The following is a 16385-nucleotide window of genomic DNA, read 5'->3' as shown; positions in this document are numbered from 1 at the left end:
GCGTGTCACGTCTGCGAGGCCCGGGCGTGCCACGGTGTCACTCTGTCGTGCGCCCATGTTTCACCGCCGTTTTCCCAGGTCGTAGCGTGTTTCAGCGTTGTTGCGCGTCGTGCGCGAGAAGTGCGATGTGCACCGAGGCGGCCTGCTCGAAGTCGTCGAGGTCGACGCCGAGCCGGCCCTGTATGGCCTCCAGCCGCCGGTAGAGCGCGGGGCGGGAGACGTGGTGGAGCTGGGCGGTGCGGGACTTGTTGCGGCCGGTGGCGAGATAGGTGCGCAGCACCGCCAGCAGGTCCTTGTCCGTCCCGCACAGCAGTCCGTCCAGCTCGCGCTCGGCGAAGGACTGCACGTGCGGGTCGTCCCGCAGCAGCCTGATCAGGCCGCGCAGATGGACGTCCCTGAGGCGCACCACGGGAGGCAGCTCGCGGGCGGGTGCCGAGTCCGCGACCGCGTCGGCGACGTGCTGGGCCTCCCGCAGCCCCGCCGGGACGTCGTCCCACGAGGTCCTCGGGTCGGCGGCGGCCACGACCGTCCGCGTCAGCCGGGCCGCGAAGTTGGCCGTGAGCACGGCGGCTTCCTGGTCCCGGGCCAGGCTCAGGAGGACGGCGGTGGCCCCGTCGGAGAGCTCGGCGGCGATGCCGGACAGCCCCAGCAGCCGCAGCACCCGGTCGAGTTCGGCGGGATCGCCGTCGCGCACGACGAGCGGCACGAAGGTCCGCCGGTTGACGGGCAGCCCGGCCGCCCGCGCCCGGGGCAGCAGTTGGCGGGCCGGTACGACCCCGCTGGCCAGGTCGGTGAGCAGGCTCTGCGCGGACTGCTCCTCCCAGGTGTGGGCGGAGGTGCCGCCGAGCATGCGGTGCAGGACCAGGGACTCGGCGGCCCGGTCGGCGAGGAGCCGGCCGGTCGCGGTGTCACCGCGGTAGCCGCACAGCATGATCTGGCCCCAGCGCTCCCCGCGCCCGCCCAGTTCGGCGCGGATCCAGCCGTCGGCCGCGCCGCCTCCCCCGGTGCCCGAGCGGCCCGGGCGGTGCCCCCATGCCTGGCGGGCGATGCGCTCCCAGTCGCGCAGCACGTCGTCGACGGCGGACCGCTCCCCCGCGGTGGCGAGGACGCGGTGCGCGAGGTTGGTGACGACGACGGGGCAGCCGCTGTGGTGGGCGATCTCGTCCAGCAGGTGCTGGAGCGGGGCGCCCGCGGTGATCAGGCCGGTGAGGGCGGTGCGGACGGCCTCGGACATGCTGACCGCGGCGAACTTCCGCCGCACCAGCCGGGCCTGGACCTCCTCCGTCAACTCCGCGAAGGGGAACGGCCGGTGCAGGACGACCATGGGCAGCCCGCAGCGCTCGGCGGCCCGGCGCATCACGTCCGGCGCGGACGGGAAGGCGCGGCCGAGTCCGAGGACCACGGCCGCGGCCTCCGCGCGGTGCAGGGACTGGATGTAGTCGGCCTGCTTGCCGTCGTCGCCGGCGAGCAGCACACCGGTGGTGAGGACCATCTCGCCGCCGCTGAGCATCACACCGACGTCGGCGGCCTCGGCCACGTGCACCCAGCGCACCGCCCGGTCGAGCTGGCCGGCACCGGCCACCACCTCGGGCTCCCCGGCCAGGACCCGCTCCAGCATGAGGACCTGACGGACCGACAGGGCCGGCTCCGCGGACTCCAGGGGTTCCAGGGGCTCCAAGGTGGCGCTCATGACGGTGTTCCCTTGCTGTGGGCCTACTGGATGGTGCTCCTCAGAGCGTGTTCGAGGATCGCGGCGCCCTCCTCGGCCTCCGCGACGGTCAGGGACAGGGGCGGGGCGATCCGGAGGGCGCTGGTGTTGTGCCCGCCGCCCTTGCCGAGCAGCAGCCCCTCGGCGCGGGCGGCCTCCAGCACGGCGGCCGCGGCCTGCGGGTCGGCCTCGTCGGTGCCGGGTCTGACCAGCTCGACGCCGAGCATCAGCCCGCGCCCGCGCACCTCCCGTACGCCGGGAACCTGTGCGGCGACGGCCCGCAGCCGCTCGATCAGCAGTCCGCCGACCCGCCGGGCGTTGCCCTGGAGGTCGTGTTCCAGGAGGTAGGACAGGTTCGCGAGGCCGGCCGCCATGGTGATCTGGGTGCCGCCGAAGGTCGAGATGCTGTTGGAGTCCAGGCAGTTCATGATCTCGGCGCGGGCCACGACCCCGCCGATGGACATGCCGTTGCCGATGCCCTTGGCGAAGGTGAGGATGTCCGGCGGACCCGACTGCGCGTGCGCCTGCCAGCCCCAGAAGTGGTCGCCGGTGCGGCCCCAGCCGGTCTGCACCTCGTCGGCGATCCACAGGATGCCCCGCTCGTGCAGCACCTCGCGGAAGGCGGCGTAGAGGCCGTCGGGCGGGGAGGTGAAGCCGCCGACGCCCTGGATCGGCTCGGCGATCAGCGCGGCGGGCGGGCGGGTGTGGCCGAGCAGGTCCTTGAGGTCGTCGACGCAGGCCGCGATGAAGTCGTCGTCGCCGAGGGAGGCGTACGGGCCGCGGGTGCGCACGCCGCCGTGGACGTACAGCGTCTGGAGCGGGGACAGCGAGGTGGGTGACCAGCCGCGGTTGCCGGTGATGCCGACCGCGCTGAAGGAGCGGCCGTGGTAGCTGTTGCGCATCGCCAGGATCGTGTTGCTGCGCCGGTAGGTGGTGGCGAGCAGCAGGGCGGTGTCGTTGGCCTCGGTGCCGGAGGTGGTGAAGAAGACCCGGGCGTCCGGGATGCCGGACAACTGGGCGATGCGCTCGGCGAGTTCGACCATCGGCCGGTTCAGGTACAGGGTCGAGGAGTGGATGATCCGCCCGGCCTGTTCGCTCACCGCCTTGGTGATCTCGGGCAGGGCGTGCGCGGTCATCGTGGTCAGGATGCCGCCGAAGAAGTCGAGGTACTTGTTGCCCTCGGAGTCCCACACGTACCGGCCCTCGCCGTGCGTGATCTCCAGCGGCTGCTCGTAGTAGAGGGCGAGCCAGTCGGGAAGGACGGCCCGGTGGCGTCCCAGCAGGTCCTCGGTCACGGCTGCACCAGCCCTTCGTAGGCGTCGGGGCGGCGGTCGCGGTAGAAGGCCCACTGCTGCCGCACTTCCTCGATGAGGTCGAAGTCCAGGTCGCGGACGACCAGTTCCTCCTCCTTGTCGCTCGCCGTGTCCCCCACGAACTGGCCGCGCGGGTCGACGAAGTACGACGTCCCGTAGAAGTCGTTGTCGCCGTACTCCTCGACGCCGACCCGGTTGATGGCGGCGACGAAGTACTCGTTGGCGACGGCGGCCGCGGGCTGTTCCAGGCGCCACAGGTAGGAGGACAGGCCCCGGTGGGTGGCGGACGGGTTGTAGACGAGCTGGGCGCCGTTGAGGCCCAACTGCCGCCAGCCCTCCGGGAAGTGGCGGTCGTAGCAGATGTAGACGCCGACCTTGCCGACGGCGGTGTCGAACACCGGCCAGCCGAGGTTGCCCGGCTTGAAGTAGTACTTCTCCCAGAAGCCCTTGACCTGCGGGATGTGGTGCTTGCGGTACTTGCCGAGGACGGTGCCGTCGGCGTCGATCACGACCGCGGTGTTGTAGTAGAACCCGGACTGCTCCACCTCGAACACCGGCACGACGACCACCATGCCGGTCTCGCGGGCGAGTTCCTGCATACGGCTCGTGGTCGGGCCGTCGGGCACCGGCTCGGCCCAGCGGTAGTGCTCGGGTTCCTGGACCTGGCAGAAGTAGGGGGCGTTGAACACTTCCTGGAACCCGATGATCTTCGCGCCCTGTCGGGCCGCCTCGCGGGCGTGCTCCTCGTGTTTCGCCACCATGGACTCGGTGTCGCCGGTCCAGGTGGCCTGGACCAGAGCGGCACGTACGACGTTGGCCATGAGCTGCTCCTTCGGCGGGGACGTCAGAGCCTCTACGCCCGTAGACACGGCCGTAGAGGGACGAACGTAAGCCCCCTGGAGAGGCTTGCCAAGACCATCGTCGTTAACCGGCGAAGTCGATCTCGTTTCACACTCCAGTGGAGGAGTGACATGCCCGGTCAGCGGGGTGGTGGAGGACCTGTCAGGCGGGGAATCCCGCGACCCGCAGGGCGTGCACCAGGTCCCAGTGCCGCTCCTCCGAGACCCCTCGCGCGGCGGCCAGGAGCAGCGGTACGAGGGTCGCCGGGCCGCGTCCTGCGCTGCGGGCGGCCTCCTCGGGGGTGCGGACGCGGACGTAGGCGTCGAGGAGCGCGGCGACCTCACGGTGGCGGTCCTCGGCGACCAGCGCGAGCACCGCCTCGCCGATCTCACCGGCGGGACGCGCGACACCCTGTCTGAGCACCTGCTCCCCGTCCGCGCTCCGCCCGGCCGCGGCCAGGGCGTCCGCGGCGGCCACCAGCCGGTCGGCGGGCAGCGACGCGGCCTCCCACAGCAGCGTCGCCCAGTCGGCGCCCAGCCCGGCGCGCTGGAGCTCGGCGGCGAGCAGCGGGAAACGGTCGGCGGGCCAGTGGGCGACCTCGACGAGCAGGGCGTGCGCCTCGCCGGTACGCCCCTCCGAACGCAGCCGCACCAGCCTCGCGACCACCTCGGCGGTCTCCCGCCGCGCCACCGCGTCCGACGGTTCCGCCCGCTGCCCCGCATCTGCCTCCGGACGCGCCTCGGGCATCTGCGCGACCCCCGCGAAACGGGCCCCGCGCGGAGCCCGCCCCTTCGCCACGGGCGCGTCGGGCGGATCGGTCACGGCGGCCGGGGGTACGACGACGGGGGCGCCGCCCTCCTCGGCCGCACCGGCGAAACGGGCACCGCCGCGTCGGCGCTTGCGTTTCGCCTCGGGCGGCGGCGGGGTGGCGGGGGCGGGCTGCTGCGGGGTGTGTCCGGAGCGGGGTCCTTCAGCCGGGCCCGGCCGGTCGGGTGCGGCTCCGACGGGGTCCGCCCAGGTGGCCGTCGGGGCGTTGCGCTGCTGCGGCATGTCCGGGAGCTCGGCGCTGCGGCCGCCGGCGTCGCTCCGGTACGGCGCCCCCCTCGGACGCCGGTCCAACTCGGCCATCCGGGACCGGAGTTCGGCGCAGCGGCGCACCGCGCGTTCATGGTCGTCGCGGGCCCAGGCGAGGTCCAGGCGGACGGCGTCGGCCTCCTCCTGGGTGGTGGCGGCGGCGAGCCGGCGGCCCAGCTCGGCCTGCCGTTCCGCCGCGTAGCGCTGTTCGCGGAGCATGACGTCGAAGCGGTCGCCGAGGGCGTCCCGGCCGCCGGGGCGGGCGTCGTGGGCGGCCTGCGCGGCGGCGTGCAGGGGGCGGGCCCGTTCCGCCTCGGCGTGGGCCACCTCGGGGCCGTATCCCGCGGCGAGGTCCTGGAGGAGCGACTCGACCACGTCCCAGGGGGGCACCTCACGCCCGTCGAGGCAGGCCCGCATCCCGTCGGGGTCGCGCTGCCAGAACACCGCGCACCAGCCGGAGCCCTGGTCCAGGCGCGCCAGAACACCCTTCAGGTAGGTCACGAACTCCCGCACCCGACCCGGGAGTTGATCCACTGCCATCGCTCAACTCCCGTTAGACCGGAGCACTCCGGTCCGTAAGGCAACACCAGCAGTGTTACGAACGGGCTACAGACAGTTTTCAAGAGCGCGGCAGGAGCCTCCCGGCGCACCCCGATCGTCGGGCGAACTCCCGTCACACGCCCGCGAGCTCACACAGTCCGGCCAGCTCGTCCATGGACAGCCCGAGCGCCCGGGCGAGCGCGGCCACCGTGAAGAACGCCGGGGTCGGGGCCCGCCCGGTCTCGATCTTCCGGAGGGTCTCCGCGGAGATCCCGGCGCTCGCCGCGACCTCCGTCATGCTGCGGCCGCCGCGGGCCTCGCGCAGCAGTCTGCCGAGCCGCTCGCCGCGTTCGCGTTCTTCGGGAGTGAGAGGGGTACGCACCATGACCCCATTCTAATACCGGTATAGTAATTGGCATGGTGGAGCTGAAGACAGATACCTCGATGGACGCCATGTACGAGGCGGGGCAGGTGGTCGGGCGCGCCCTGACCGCCGTACGGCAAGCCGCTGACGTGGGAGTTTCCCTGCTGGAGCTGGACGAGGTGGCGCGTGGGGTGCTGCGGGAGGCCGGGGCCTCCTCACCCTTCCTCGGCTACCGCCCCACCTTCGCCACCACCCCGTTCCCCGCCGTCATCTGCGCCTCCGTGAACGACGCGATCGTGCACGGCATCCCGACCGGCTACCGGCTGCGCGACGGCGACCTCGTCTCGATCGACTGCGGTGCCCAACTGGGCGGCTGGGCCGGTGACTCGGCGATCAGCTTCACAGTGGGCGGGCCGCGCCCCGACGACGTACGGCTGATCGAGACGGCCGAGCGGGCCCTGGCGGCCGGTATCGCGGCGGCGGTCGTGGGCAACCGCATCGGGGACATCGCGCACGCGATAGGCACGGTGTGCCGGGCCGGTGGCTACGGCATCATGGACGACTTCGGCGGCCACGGCATCGGCCGCCGCATGCACGAGGACCCGCCGGTGCCGAACGAGGGGCGCCCGGGGCGCGGGCTCGCGCTGCGGCACGGCATGGTGCTCGCGATCGAGCCGATGCTCATCGCCGGCGGCACGGACGCGTACCACACGGCACCGGACGGCTGGACGCTGAAGACGAACGACGGTTCGCGCGCGGCGCACGTCGAGCACACCGTGGCGATCACGGACGAGGGCCCCCGCGTCCTGACGGCACGCTGAGCCACCCCGCTCGCCCCTTCCTCCCCGGTCGTCGCGGGCCCGGGGAGGGGGCACGCGGGGTTCAGGCGGCGGTCCGGGAACACACCGGAGACCGCCCTGCGGACGAACGCCGTCGGCGACCCTGCCCACGTCCGGCTGGTCGCCCCGGCCGGCACCGCCGGGAGGACCAAGGGACCAAGCCGACCGCCCGCCGGTGCCCCTGCGCGCACCACGTGCTCGCACCGTCGACCGGCGTCCGCAGGTCCGCAGGTCCGCGAGTCCCGAGCCGGACCGCCGTCGCCGGACGGCCGCTGGAAGTGCCCCGCTCCCCCATCCGTGCGAAGGTGTAACCGGCTGACACCCGGGTTACCCGGCCCCGGCACGTCGATCAGCGAGGGTGTCCCCGGCCCTCCCCCAGACCTCGAACGGGCTCGGCCCGGGGGGACCCCCATGGGGATGCCGGATGGGAACGACATGACCAGCGGATTCAGCGGACCGGAAGGCTATGACGCCTTCGGAGAGTTCCTCGCCCGTTTCTTCGGCGGGCCGCGTCCCGGCCCCCGGCAGATCAACATCGGCCAGTTGCTGAGCCGGCCCGCCAGGGAGCTGGTGCGGGGCGCCGCGCAGTACGCCGCCGAGCACGGCAGCCGGGATCTGGACACCCAGCACCTGCTGCGGGCCGCCCTCGCCGCCGAGCCGACCCGGACCCTGCTGAGCCGGGCCGGTGCCGATCCCGACTCGCTCGCCTCGGAGATCGACGAACGCTCCGGCCCCGTCCAGCACCAGCCGGAGGAGGCCCCTCCGCCCACCTCGCTGTCCCTGACCCCGGCCGCCAAGCGCGCGCTGCTGGACGCGCACGAGCTGGCCCGGGCCCGGGGCGCCGGCTACATCGGCCCGGAGCACGTGCTCAGCGCCCTGGCCGCGAACCCGGACTCGGCCGCCGGGCACATCCTCAGCTCGGCCCGGTTCGCCCCGACCGGCCTGCCTCCCGAGACGGCCCCCGAGACCGGCCCGTCCGGCGCCGAGGCACCGCGCGGCACGGGCACGCCGACCCTCGACAAGTACGGCCGCGATCTCACCGACCTGGCCCGCCAGGGCCGTATCGACCCGGTGATCGGCCGGGACGAGGAGATCGAGCAGACCATCGAGGTGCTGTCCCGCCGCGGCAAGAACAACCCGGTGCTCATCGGTGACGCGGGCGTCGGAAAGACCGCTGTCGTGGAGGGTCTGGCCCAGCGGATCGCCGACGGGGACGCGCCCGACGTGCTGATCGGCCGCCGGGTCTTCGCCCTCGACCTGACCGGGGTGGTGGCGGGCACCCGCTACCGGGGCGACTTCGAGGAGCGCCTGACGAACATCGTGGGCGAGATCCGCGACAACTCCGACCGGCTGATCGTCTTCATCGACGAGCTGCACACGGTCGTCGGCGCGGGTGGGGGCGGCGAGGGCGGCTCCCTGGACGCCGGCAACATCCTCAAGCCCGCCCTGGCCCGCGGCGAGCTGCACATCGTGGGCGCGACCACGCTGGAGGAGTACCGCAGGATCGAGAAGGACGCGGCCCTGGCCCGCCGCTTCCAGCCGATCCTGGTCCCGGAGCCCACCCCGGCGGACGCGATCGAGATCCTGCGCGGACTGCGGGACCGCTACGAGGCCCACCACCAGGTGCGGTACACCGACGAGGCGCTGGTGGCCGCCGTGGAGCTGTCCGACCGCTACCTCACCGACCGCCGCCTGCCGGACAAGGCGATCGACCTCATCGACCAGGCGGGGGCCCGGGTGCGCCTGCGCGCGCGGACCAAGGGCACCGACGTACGGGCCCTGGAGCGCGAGGTGGAGCAACTGACGCTGGACAAGGACCAGGCGGTCGCCGACGAGCAGTACGAGCGGGCCACCCAACTGCGGGACCGCATCGCCGAGTTGAAGCAGCGCATCGCCGAGTCCGCCGGGGGCGACGCGGCCGACGAGGGCCAGCACCTGGAGGTCACCACGGAGGCCGTCGCCCAGGTGGTGTCCCGGCTGACCGGCATCCCGGTGAGCAGCCTCACCCAGGAGGAGAAGGACCGCCTGCTCGGCCTGGAGAACCATCTGCACGAGCGGGTCGTCGGCCAGGACGAGGCCGTACGCGTGGTCTCGGACGCCGTCCTGCGCTCCCGTGCCGGCCTCGCGAGCCCGGACCGCCCGATCGGCAGCTTCCTCTTCCTCGGCCCCACCGGTGTGGGCAAGACCGAACTGGCCCGCGCCCTCGCCGAGTCGCTGTTCGGCAGCGAGGAGCGCATGGTCCGCCTGGACATGAGCGAGTACCAGGAGCGCCACACGGTCAGCCGCCTGGTCGGTGCCCCGCCCGGGTACGTCGGCCACGAGGAGGCGGGCCAGCTCACCGAGGTGGTCCGCAGGCACCCGTACTCGCTGCTCCTGCTGGACGAGGTGGAGAAGGCCCACCCGGACGTCTTCAACATCCTCCTCCAGGTCCTCGACGACGGACGGCTCACCGACTCCCAGGGCCGCACGGTCGACTTCACCAACACGGTGATCGTCATGACCAGCAACCTGGGCTCGGAGGCGATCACCCGGGGGAACACGGGCATCGGCTTCGGGCCGCAGTCCGACGAGGAAGCCCGGCGCGAACAGATCCTGCGTCCGCTGCGCGAGCACTTCCGCCCGGAGTTCCTGAACCGCATCGATGAGATCGTCGTCTTCCGCCGGCTCACGGGAGATCAACTACGGGAGATCACCCGGCTGTTGCTGGAGAGCACCCGCCGCCTGCTGCACGCCCAGGGCGTCACGGTCACCTTCGCGGACAGCGCGGTGGACTGGCTGGCGGAACGCGGCTACCAGCCGGAGTACGGTGCCCGACCGCTGCGCCGCACCATCCAGCGGGAGGTGGACAACCAACTGTCCCGGCTCCTGCTGGACGGCACGATCACCGAGGGCGACACGGTGGCGGTGGACACGGAGGAAGGCGGTCTGACGTTCACGCCGACTCCCCGGGGGCACGGGGAACCGCGCGACGAGCCCGCACCCGCCTGAGGACGGCTACGGCGCGGGGTACACCACTTGCGCGGACCCCCCGCCCCGCCGAACGGTCTCCGCGGCGGCGAGCCACTTCCCGCCCGGCAACCGCTGAACACCAGTGGCCGCACCGATCTCGGGATTGAGCTTGAACGAGTGCCCGATGGCCTCCAGTTGAGACCGTTCCCCGCTGCTGTACAACGGCGGCTCCAGCTCGGTCTGCGCGGCGTTCCGCTGGCTGGCCCGGGGCGCGGCGATCGCGTCCACCAGCGGCAGCCCGCGGTCGACGAACTCGGTCAGCACCTGGAGCACGGTCGTGATGATGGTCGCCCCGCCGGGTGAACCCAGCGCCACCACCGGCTTGTTGTGCTTGTCGAGCACGATCGTCGGCGAGATCGAGGACCGCGGCCGCTTGCCGGGCCCCGGCAGGTTCGGGTCGTGGACGGCCGGGTTCGCCGGGGCGAAGGAGAAGTCCGTCAGCTCGTTGTTGAGGATGAACCCGCGCCCGGGAACGGTGATCCCGCTGCCGCCCGTCTGCTCGATGGTCAGGGTGTAGGCGACGACGTTGCCCCACTTGTCCGCCACCGTCAGATGGGTGGTGTTCTCGCCCTCGTACGTCGTCGGCGCCGCGGTGCCCCGGTCCGTGCACGCTCCGGGATGCCGCGGGTCCCCCGGCGCCACCGGGCTCTTGAGCACCGTGTCGTCCTTGATCAGGCAGGCGCGCGAGTCGGCGAACCGCTGCGACAGCAGCCCCTTCGTCGGTACGTCCTCGAAGGCGGGATCGCCGACCCAGCGCCCGCGGTCCGCGAACGCGATCCGGCTCGCCTCGATGAAGTGGTGCAGGTACTGCACCTCGCTCGCCTTGGAGAGGTCGGTGTGCTCCAGGATGTTGAGGGCCTCGGCGACCGTCGTGCCGCCGGAGGAGGAGGGCGCGATGGAGTAGACGCCGAGCCCGCGGTAGGAGGTCTTGGTGGGCTTCTGGAGCTTGGCGCGATAGGCGGCGAGGTCCTTCTCGGACAGGTCCCCCGGGCGGGCGTTCCAGCCCGAACCCGGGTCCACCGGCGGGTGGTTCACGGTGTCGACGATGTCGTCGCCGAGGTCGCCGCGGTAGATCGCGTCGACGCCCTGGCGGCCCAGCTCCCGGTAGGTGCGGGCGAGATCGGGGTTCTTGAAGGTGGATCCGACGACCGGCAACTGCCCGCCGGGCAGGAACAGCTTCGCGGTGTCGGGGAAGTACCGGAACCGCGTCTCGTTGGCCGCGGTCTGCGAGCGGAAGGTGTCGTCGACGGTGAACCCGTCCCGGGCGATCCGCTCGGCCGGCTTCAGGACGCTGCCCAGCGATCTGCTGCCCCACTCGTCCAGCGCCGTGGCCCATGTGGCCGGTGTGCCCGGGGTGCCGACGCTCAGCCCGCTGCTGACGGCGTCGGCGAAGGCGAGCGGCTTGCCGTTCTCCACGAACAGGTCGGAGTCCGCGGTGAGCGGTGCCGTCTCGCGGCCGTCGATCGTGTGGACCGTACGGGACTTGGCGTCGTAGTAGACGAAGTAGCCGCCCCCGCCGATGCCGGAGGAGTACGGCTCGGTGACGCCGAGCGCGGCGGCGGTGGCGACGGCCGCGTCGACCGCGTTGCCGCCCTTCCTCAACACCTCGACGCCGGCGGCGGAGGCGTCCGCATCCACGCTGGAGACGGCGCCGCCGTAGCCGACGGCGACGGGTGACTTCTCGGGTGCCGAGGTGGCCTGCGGCGGCGCTGCCGCCCCCACCGACACCACGGCGGCCGAGACCGCCAGGACCGACAGTTTCCGTGCGACAGGGCGACGCATCCGTACCTCCAGTCCAGGACCGTCCGCGCAGCGTAACCACATCGCCGGTGCCCCGACAGCCCTTCTCGGGTCAGGTGTCATACGAATGCCGCACTTCGAACACCGGTACGTACCAACCGTGCAGGCCCGCTAGCATGCGCGCACATGACTGACGACGTGCGCAACATCGTCCTGGGCGTGGTGGCGGCGGGCATCAGCGCCGCGCTCGGCTGGATCGCCCGGACGTACCTGTGGAGGCGGAAACTCCGCCGCAAGCAGGCGTTCTTCGGGCTGCCGGACAACTCCGAGTCCCTGCTGGTCGTGAACCGCGGCGCGAGCGGCCCGGACCTCGCGGTGATGCGCTACGACGTGTTCGCCCTCCTCGAACTCGCCGCGCTCATCAAGGACTGCAACGCCCACGCACAGGTCCTCCCGCACGACGCGGCACGCCAGGGCTTCGGCGAGCGCACCGAGTTCTGCGTCGGCGGCCCGGCCTCCAACCGCCGCATGGCGGCCCACCTCTCCTCCCTGCTGCCCGGAGTCCGGATCAACGTGGACGCCGAACCGAGCCCGGACCGCGGCGCCTTCCAGGTGGGCACAGAGCGCTACCGGGTGGAGGTCGGCACGGCCGAGTACGCCCTCCTGGCCCGGCTCACGGTCGAGCAGAGCAACGGCGCCCGGCCCGTCTTCCTCTTCTGCGGCCAGACCGCGATCAGCAACCAGGCCGCGACCCGCTATCTGGCCCGCAACCAGGAGCGGTTGACCCGCAAGTACGGCGACAGCACCTTCGTACTGCTGCTGAAGGTGATCAACTCCGGTGCGTACGGCCCGGATGTGGTGGAGCTGGTCGCGGACGTGACCCGGGAGGCCAAGACCCCCTTGCCGACGGCCGCGGCTCCACGGAACTCCCACCGCGCCTCCTGAACTGATTCACACCACAACAATCGTTACTCCCACGTAACTTACCGACGGGTTACCTCCGGTAAGGCGCCGCGGTTACCGTCTGGTCACTTTGCATTGACACGAGTAGGGAGTGACCCGTGGGACACCCTCGCAAGGCCCTGCGTACGACCACCGTGGGCGCCGTCTCCGCGACTCTGATCGCCGGTAGCGCCCTCGGACTCGCCCCCACCGCCCAGGCGGCGGACGCCGTGCGCTTCGTCGACATCGCCGGTGACGGCGGCACCGTCCTCAAGGCGAACGTCATCACGCCCGCCGGAGCCGACGGCGCACGGCGCTACCCGCTGCTCGTCCTGCCCACGAGCTGGGGCCTGCCCCAGGTCGAGTACCTCGCCCAGGCCCAGAAGCTCGCGAACTCCGGTTACATCGTCGTCAGTTACAACGTCCGCGGGTTCTGGCAGTCGGGCGGGGAGATAGAAGTGGCGGGCCCTCCCGACACGGCCGACGCCTCGAAGGTCATCGACTGGGCGCTCGCCAACACCCCGGCCGACTCCGCGCACATCGGCATGGCGGGCGTCTCCTACGGCGCCGGCATCAGCCTGCTCACCGCCGCCAGGGACAAGCGCGTCAAGGCGGTGGCGGCCCTCAGCGGCTGGGCCGACCTGATCGACTCGATCTACTCCGGCCGCACCCAGCACGTCCAGGCCGGGGCCCTGCTGGACGGGGCGAGCCTGGTCACCGGCCGCCAGAGCGCCGAACTCCGGCAGATCTTCGACAACTTCTACGCGTCGAACCTGTCGAAGGAACAGGACATGATCGACTGGGGGAAGAAACGTTCGGCCGCCACATACGTGGACCAACTCAACAAGAACGGCGCGGCGGTCATGATGGCCAACGCCTGGGGCGACTCGGTCTTCCCGCCCAACCAGTACGCGGACTTCTACGAGAAGCTGACCGGCCCCAAGAGACTCGAGTTCCGCCCCGGCGACCACGCCACGGCCGAACTGACCGGACTGTTCGGTCTCCCCAACGACGTCTGGTCCGACACCGAGCGCTGGTTCGACCACTACCTCAAGGGCGCGGACAACGGCGTCGACCGTGAGCAGCCGGTCCGTCTCAAGTCCCGCACCACGGGCGGGTACGAGGGCTATCCGGACTGGAAGTCGGTCGGTGCGACCCGCAAGAAGATCGCCCTCTCGGGCACCACCACGATCCACACCAACGTCGACTCGGGCGCGGACGGCGGGATCGTCTTCCTGTCCAGCATCCTCGACCAGCTGGCCCAGGCTCCCCCGGTCGCCTCGATCCCCCTGCTCCCCCGCCACTGGGCGGCGGTGTGGCAGTCGGAGAAGTACGCCGGTGCCCAGCAGGTGCGCGGCACCGCGCGGTTGCACACCACGCTCACCCCCACCAAGGAGAGCGGCACCCTCGTCGCCTACCTGTACGACGTGGGGCCGCTCGGCCTCGGCAAGCTGGTCTCCCACGCGCCGTACACCTTCCACGGGCGGACACCCGGGAAGCCGTTCGGCGTCGACCTGGAGCTGTTCTCCACGGCCTACGACGTGCCGGCAGGGCACCGTCTGGCCCTGGTGGTGGACACGGTCGACCCGCTCTACATCGAGCACAACCCGTCCGGCGCTCGGCTGACCTTCTCCTCACCGGCGAACGACCCGTCGTACGTGTCGATTCCGCTGCGCGAGCAGTGATCTCCGGCCGACGCCGGGCGGGTATGGCTCTGTGACTGCTGCCCCCTACGGCTGACGGGCCGTGGGGGGACCCCCACCCGGCAGCAGGGTCCCTGGAGAAGCGGCCGCCGTCACCGTGGGGGTGAGCGGACCATCGTAGTCGAGGCTCGAGGACATGGCCGTCGCCCCTCTCAGTGCTTGAGGATCTTGGAGAGGAAGTCCCTGGCGCGCTCGCTGTCCGGGTCGGTGAAGAAGTCGTCGGGGGCGCGGTCCTCGACGATGCGGCCGTCGGCCATGAACACCACGCGGTTGGCGGCCGAGCGGGCGAAGCCCATCTCGTGGGTGACGACGACCATGGTCATGCCCTCCTGGGCCAGTTGACGCATGACTTCCAGCACCTCGTTGATCATCTCCGGGTCGAGGGCGGAGGTCGGCTCGTCGAAGAGCAGGGCCTTGGGCTCCATGGCCAGGGCGCGGGCGATGGCCACGCGCTGCTGCTGGCCGCCGGAGAGCTGGGCCGGGTACTTGTCGGCCTGGTCGGCGAGGCCCACCCGGTCCAGGAGTTGGCGGGAGCGCCGGTCCGCCTCGTCCTTCTTGCGTCCGCGGACCTTGATCTGGGCCAGCGAGACGTTCTGCAGGACCGTCTTGTGGGCGAACAGGTTGAAGGACTGGAAGACCATGCCGACCTCGGCACGGAGCTTCGCGAGGGCCTTGCCCTCCTCGGGCAGCGGCTGCCCGTCGAGCGTGATGGAACCGGACTTGATGGTCTCCAGGCGGTTGATCGTCCTGCAGAGCGTGGACTTGCCCGACCCCGAAGGGCCGATGACCACGACCACCTCCCCCTTGCCGACGGTGAGGTTGATGTCCTGCAGGACATGCAGCTCCCCGTAGTACTTGTTGACGTCACGCAGTTCGATCAACGGATCGACGACGGCCATGCCCAGCCCTACTCACTCTCAGAACTGTGTCGTGGTTGCCGCAACTTATCGAGGCGGGATTACGCATAAGGAACGACACGCACTTTTCGATCATTAGCCGTATTTACGCCGTTCTTACGGCCATGGATTCACTCCTCGGCGACCTCCGCGTAGAGCTGGGACAGCTCGGGCACCCCGCTCGCGGCCCACTCGTGCCCGGAGGCCACGACGTCGAACTCGCGGCCGGACTCCAGCCGGATCACGGGCTGCCCGTCCGAACGCAGATCCCAGGCCGCCCCGGGCACGGTCCGCACGATGACCGTGCCCAGATAGAGTCCCGCGTCATTGCCCAGCCAGAGCAGGATCTCCTCGTCGTCCCGCCAGCCGGGCACCACCTGGTCGAGTGCCTCCAACGAGGCCGCCGTGTCGTCCAGTCGGACGCCCGAACGAGCGGCGTGGGAGCGCAGGAGCTCGCACTCGGAGAGGAGTTCAGCGATTCCCTCGGGGTCGCGGGTCCCCGGTTTCTCGCTCCGGCCGCCCAGAAAAGGGATCTTCATACACCCAGCGTGTCACTCACCCGGCCGCGGGCACCACAGGCGCGCGGGCTGTCGTTTCCGGCCGGGGCCTAGACGTCCAGGTCGACCACGACCGGGGCGTGATCGGACGCGCCCTTGCCCTTGCGCTCCTCACGGTCGACGTAGGCGTCCGTGACGGCCTTCGCGAAGGAGTCGTTGCCGTACACCAGGTCGATGCGCATGCCGCGGTTCTTGGGGAAGCAGAGCTGGCGGTAGTCCCAGTACGTGAACGGGTGGTCGTACTTGAGGGGCCGCGGGACCACGTCCGACAGGCCCGCCCCGCGCAGGGAGGCGAGGGCGGCGCGCTCGGCCGGGGTGACGTGGGTGAGACCCTCGAAGGCGGCCACGTCGTAGACGTCGTCGTCGGTCGGCGCCACGTTGTAGTCGCCCAGGACCGCGAAGGGACGGCTGCCCGCCGCGTCACCGGCGACGGCGGCCGTCAGGGCCTCGAACCACTGGAGCTTGTAGGCGTAGTGCGGGTGGTCGACCTCGCGGCCGTTGGGCACGTAGACCGACCAGACGCGGACCGGGCCGCAGGTGGCGGAGATGGCGCGCGGCTCCGGGGCGCCGTCGTAGCCGGGGTCGCCGGGCAGGCCCTTGACGACGTCCTCGATGCCCACCCGGGAGATCACCGCCACGCCGTTCCACCGGCCGGTCGCGTGCACCGCCGCCTCGTAGCCCGCCTCGCGGAGCTGGTCGAACGGGAACTGCTCCTCGGCGACCTTGGCCTCCTGGAGGCACAGCACGTCGGTGCCGGTGCTCTCCAGCCAGGCCAGCAGCCTCGGGAGACGGGCGGTGATCGAGTTGACGTTCCAGGTCGCGATGCGCATGCCCCACAACCTACCGGGCGGCACCGACAC

13 protein-coding genes are annotated in these 16385 nt (G+C 71.6%); 4 read left to right on the top strand and 9 right to left on the bottom strand.

Translation table 11 applies throughout. The features are described 5' to 3' along the window. Positions 1-91: 91 nt before the first annotated feature. From ACIQJT_RS21025 to ACIQJT_RS21005, 5 genes are all read right to left on the bottom strand, one after another. The gene (locus ACIQJT_RS21025; RefSeq protein WP_402645539.1) at positions 92-1690 is read right to left on the bottom strand and encodes a PucR family transcriptional regulator; all 1599 of its coding nucleotides are present in this window, start codon (positions 1688-1690) and stop codon (positions 92-94) included. Positions 1691-1713: 23 nt separating this feature from the next. Then, positions 1714-3003, bottom strand: a complete 1290-nt coding sequence (locus ACIQJT_RS21020; protein ID WP_402645536.1) for an aspartate aminotransferase family protein — start codon at positions 3001-3003, stop codon at positions 1714-1716. Next, a complete protein-coding gene (locus tag ACIQJT_RS21015) occupies positions 3000-3842 on the bottom strand; it encodes a nitrilase-related carbon-nitrogen hydrolase (RefSeq protein WP_365458438.1) in 843 nt (280 codons plus the stop codon). The genes ACIQJT_RS21020 and ACIQJT_RS21015 overlap by 4 nt, the downstream gene beginning before the upstream one ends. Before the next feature lie 181 nt (positions 3843-4023). After that, positions 4024-5475 (bottom strand): hypothetical protein, encoded by a 1452-nt coding sequence (locus ACIQJT_RS21010; RefSeq protein WP_402645532.1) that lies wholly within the window; start codon positions 5473-5475, stop codon positions 4024-4026. A 133-nt stretch (positions 5476-5608) separates the two neighbouring features. Further along, complete coding sequence (locus ACIQJT_RS21005) at positions 5609-5860, bottom strand: helix-turn-helix transcriptional regulator (RefSeq protein ID WP_365458432.1); 252 nt, start codon at positions 5858-5860, stop codon at positions 5609-5611. A 32-nt stretch (positions 5861-5892) separates the two neighbouring features. On the opposite strand from ACIQJT_RS21005, the gene map reads away from it, so the two are divergent. Next, the gene (map, locus tag ACIQJT_RS21000) at positions 5893-6660 is read left to right on the top strand and encodes a type I methionyl aminopeptidase (RefSeq protein WP_365458429.1); all 768 of its coding nucleotides are present in this window, start codon (positions 5893-5895) and stop codon (positions 6658-6660) included. A 453-nt stretch (positions 6661-7113) separates the two neighbouring features. Beyond that, complete coding sequence (locus tag ACIQJT_RS20995; RefSeq protein WP_402645529.1) at positions 7114-9666, top strand: ATP-dependent Clp protease ATP-binding subunit; 2553 nt, start codon at positions 7114-7116, stop codon at positions 9664-9666. 6 nt (positions 9667-9672) lie between these two features. On the opposite strand, the gene ggt is transcribed toward ACIQJT_RS20995, so the two are convergent. Further along, entirely contained in the window at positions 9673-11469 is a 1797-nt protein-coding gene (gene ggt / locus ACIQJT_RS20990; RefSeq protein ID WP_402645526.1) for a gamma-glutamyltransferase, read from the bottom strand. 144 nt (positions 11470-11613) lie between these two features. On the opposite strand from ggt, the gene ACIQJT_RS20985 reads away from it, so the two are divergent. Further along, positions 11614-12372, top strand: coding sequence for a hypothetical protein (locus ACIQJT_RS20985; protein WP_402645523.1), 759 nt, complete (start codon positions 11614-11616; stop codon positions 12370-12372). A 116-nt stretch (positions 12373-12488) separates the two neighbouring features. Continuing rightward, on the top strand, positions 12489-14054 hold the full coding sequence (locus ACIQJT_RS20980) for a CocE/NonD family hydrolase (RefSeq protein WP_402645521.1): 1566 nt from the start codon (positions 12489-12491) through the stop codon (positions 14052-14054). A 170-nt stretch (positions 14055-14224) separates the two neighbouring features. Here the strand turns inward: ACIQJT_RS20980 and ACIQJT_RS20975 are convergent, their stop codons facing one another. From ACIQJT_RS20975 to ACIQJT_RS20965, 3 genes are all read right to left on the bottom strand, one after another. Next, entirely contained in the window at positions 14225-14971 is a 747-nt protein-coding gene (locus ACIQJT_RS20975; protein WP_402645518.1) for an amino acid ABC transporter ATP-binding protein, read from the bottom strand. Between the two features lie 128 nt (positions 14972-15099). Next, positions 15100-15507, bottom strand: coding sequence for a DUF6278 family protein (locus ACIQJT_RS20970; RefSeq protein ID WP_365458411.1), 408 nt, complete (start codon positions 15505-15507; stop codon positions 15100-15102). Positions 15508-15575: 68 nt separating this feature from the next. Next, positions 15576-16355, bottom strand: coding sequence for an exodeoxyribonuclease III (locus ACIQJT_RS20965; protein ID WP_365458408.1), 780 nt, complete (start codon positions 16353-16355; stop codon positions 15576-15578). Positions 16356-16385: the final 30 nt, after the last annotated feature.

This window comes from Streptomyces sp. NPDC091972 (genome assembly GCF_044756385.1).
In the GTDB taxonomy this organism is placed as follows: domain Bacteria; phylum Actinomycetota; class Actinomycetes; order Streptomycetales; family Streptomycetaceae; genus Streptomyces.
Note: the sequence above shows the minus strand (reverse complement) of the source record. Positions and strands in the feature narration are given on the sequence as shown.

Coding starts and splice junctions, on each gene's coding strand:
- ACIQJT_RS21010 (WP_402645532.1), bottom strand. CDS start 5,475: ATGGCAGTGGATCAACTCCCGGGTCGGGTGCGGGAGTTCGTGACCTAC.
- ACIQJT_RS20965 (WP_365458408.1), bottom strand. CDS start 16,355: ATGCGCATCGCGACCTGGAACGTCAACTCGATCACCGCCCGTCTCCCG.
- ggt (WP_402645526.1), bottom strand. CDS start 11,469: ATGCGTCGCCCTGTCGCACGGAAACTGTCGGTCCTGGCGGTCTCGGCC.
- ACIQJT_RS20975 (WP_402645518.1), bottom strand. CDS start 14,971: ATGGCCGTCGTCGATCCGTTGATCGAACTGCGTGACGTCAACAAGTAC.
- map (WP_365458429.1), top strand. CDS start 5,893: ATGGTGGAGCTGAAGACAGATACCTCGATGGACGCCATGTACGAGGCG.
- ACIQJT_RS20970 (WP_365458411.1), bottom strand. CDS start 15,507: ATGAAGATCCCTTTTCTGGGCGGCCGGAGCGAGAAACCGGGGACCCGC.
- ACIQJT_RS20995 (WP_402645529.1), top strand. CDS start 7,114: ATGACCAGCGGATTCAGCGGACCGGAAGGCTATGACGCCTTCGGAGAG.
- ACIQJT_RS21025 (WP_402645539.1), bottom strand. CDS start 1,690: ATGAGCGCCACCTTGGAGCCCCTGGAACCCCTGGAGTCCGCGGAGCCG.
- ACIQJT_RS21015 (WP_365458438.1), bottom strand. CDS start 3,842: ATGGCCAACGTCGTACGTGCCGCTCTGGTCCAGGCCACCTGGACCGGC.
- ACIQJT_RS20985 (WP_402645523.1), top strand. CDS start 11,614: ATGACTGACGACGTGCGCAACATCGTCCTGGGCGTGGTGGCGGCGGGC.
- ACIQJT_RS21005 (WP_365458432.1), bottom strand. CDS start 5,860: ATGGTGCGTACCCCTCTCACTCCCGAAGAACGCGAACGCGGCGAGCGG.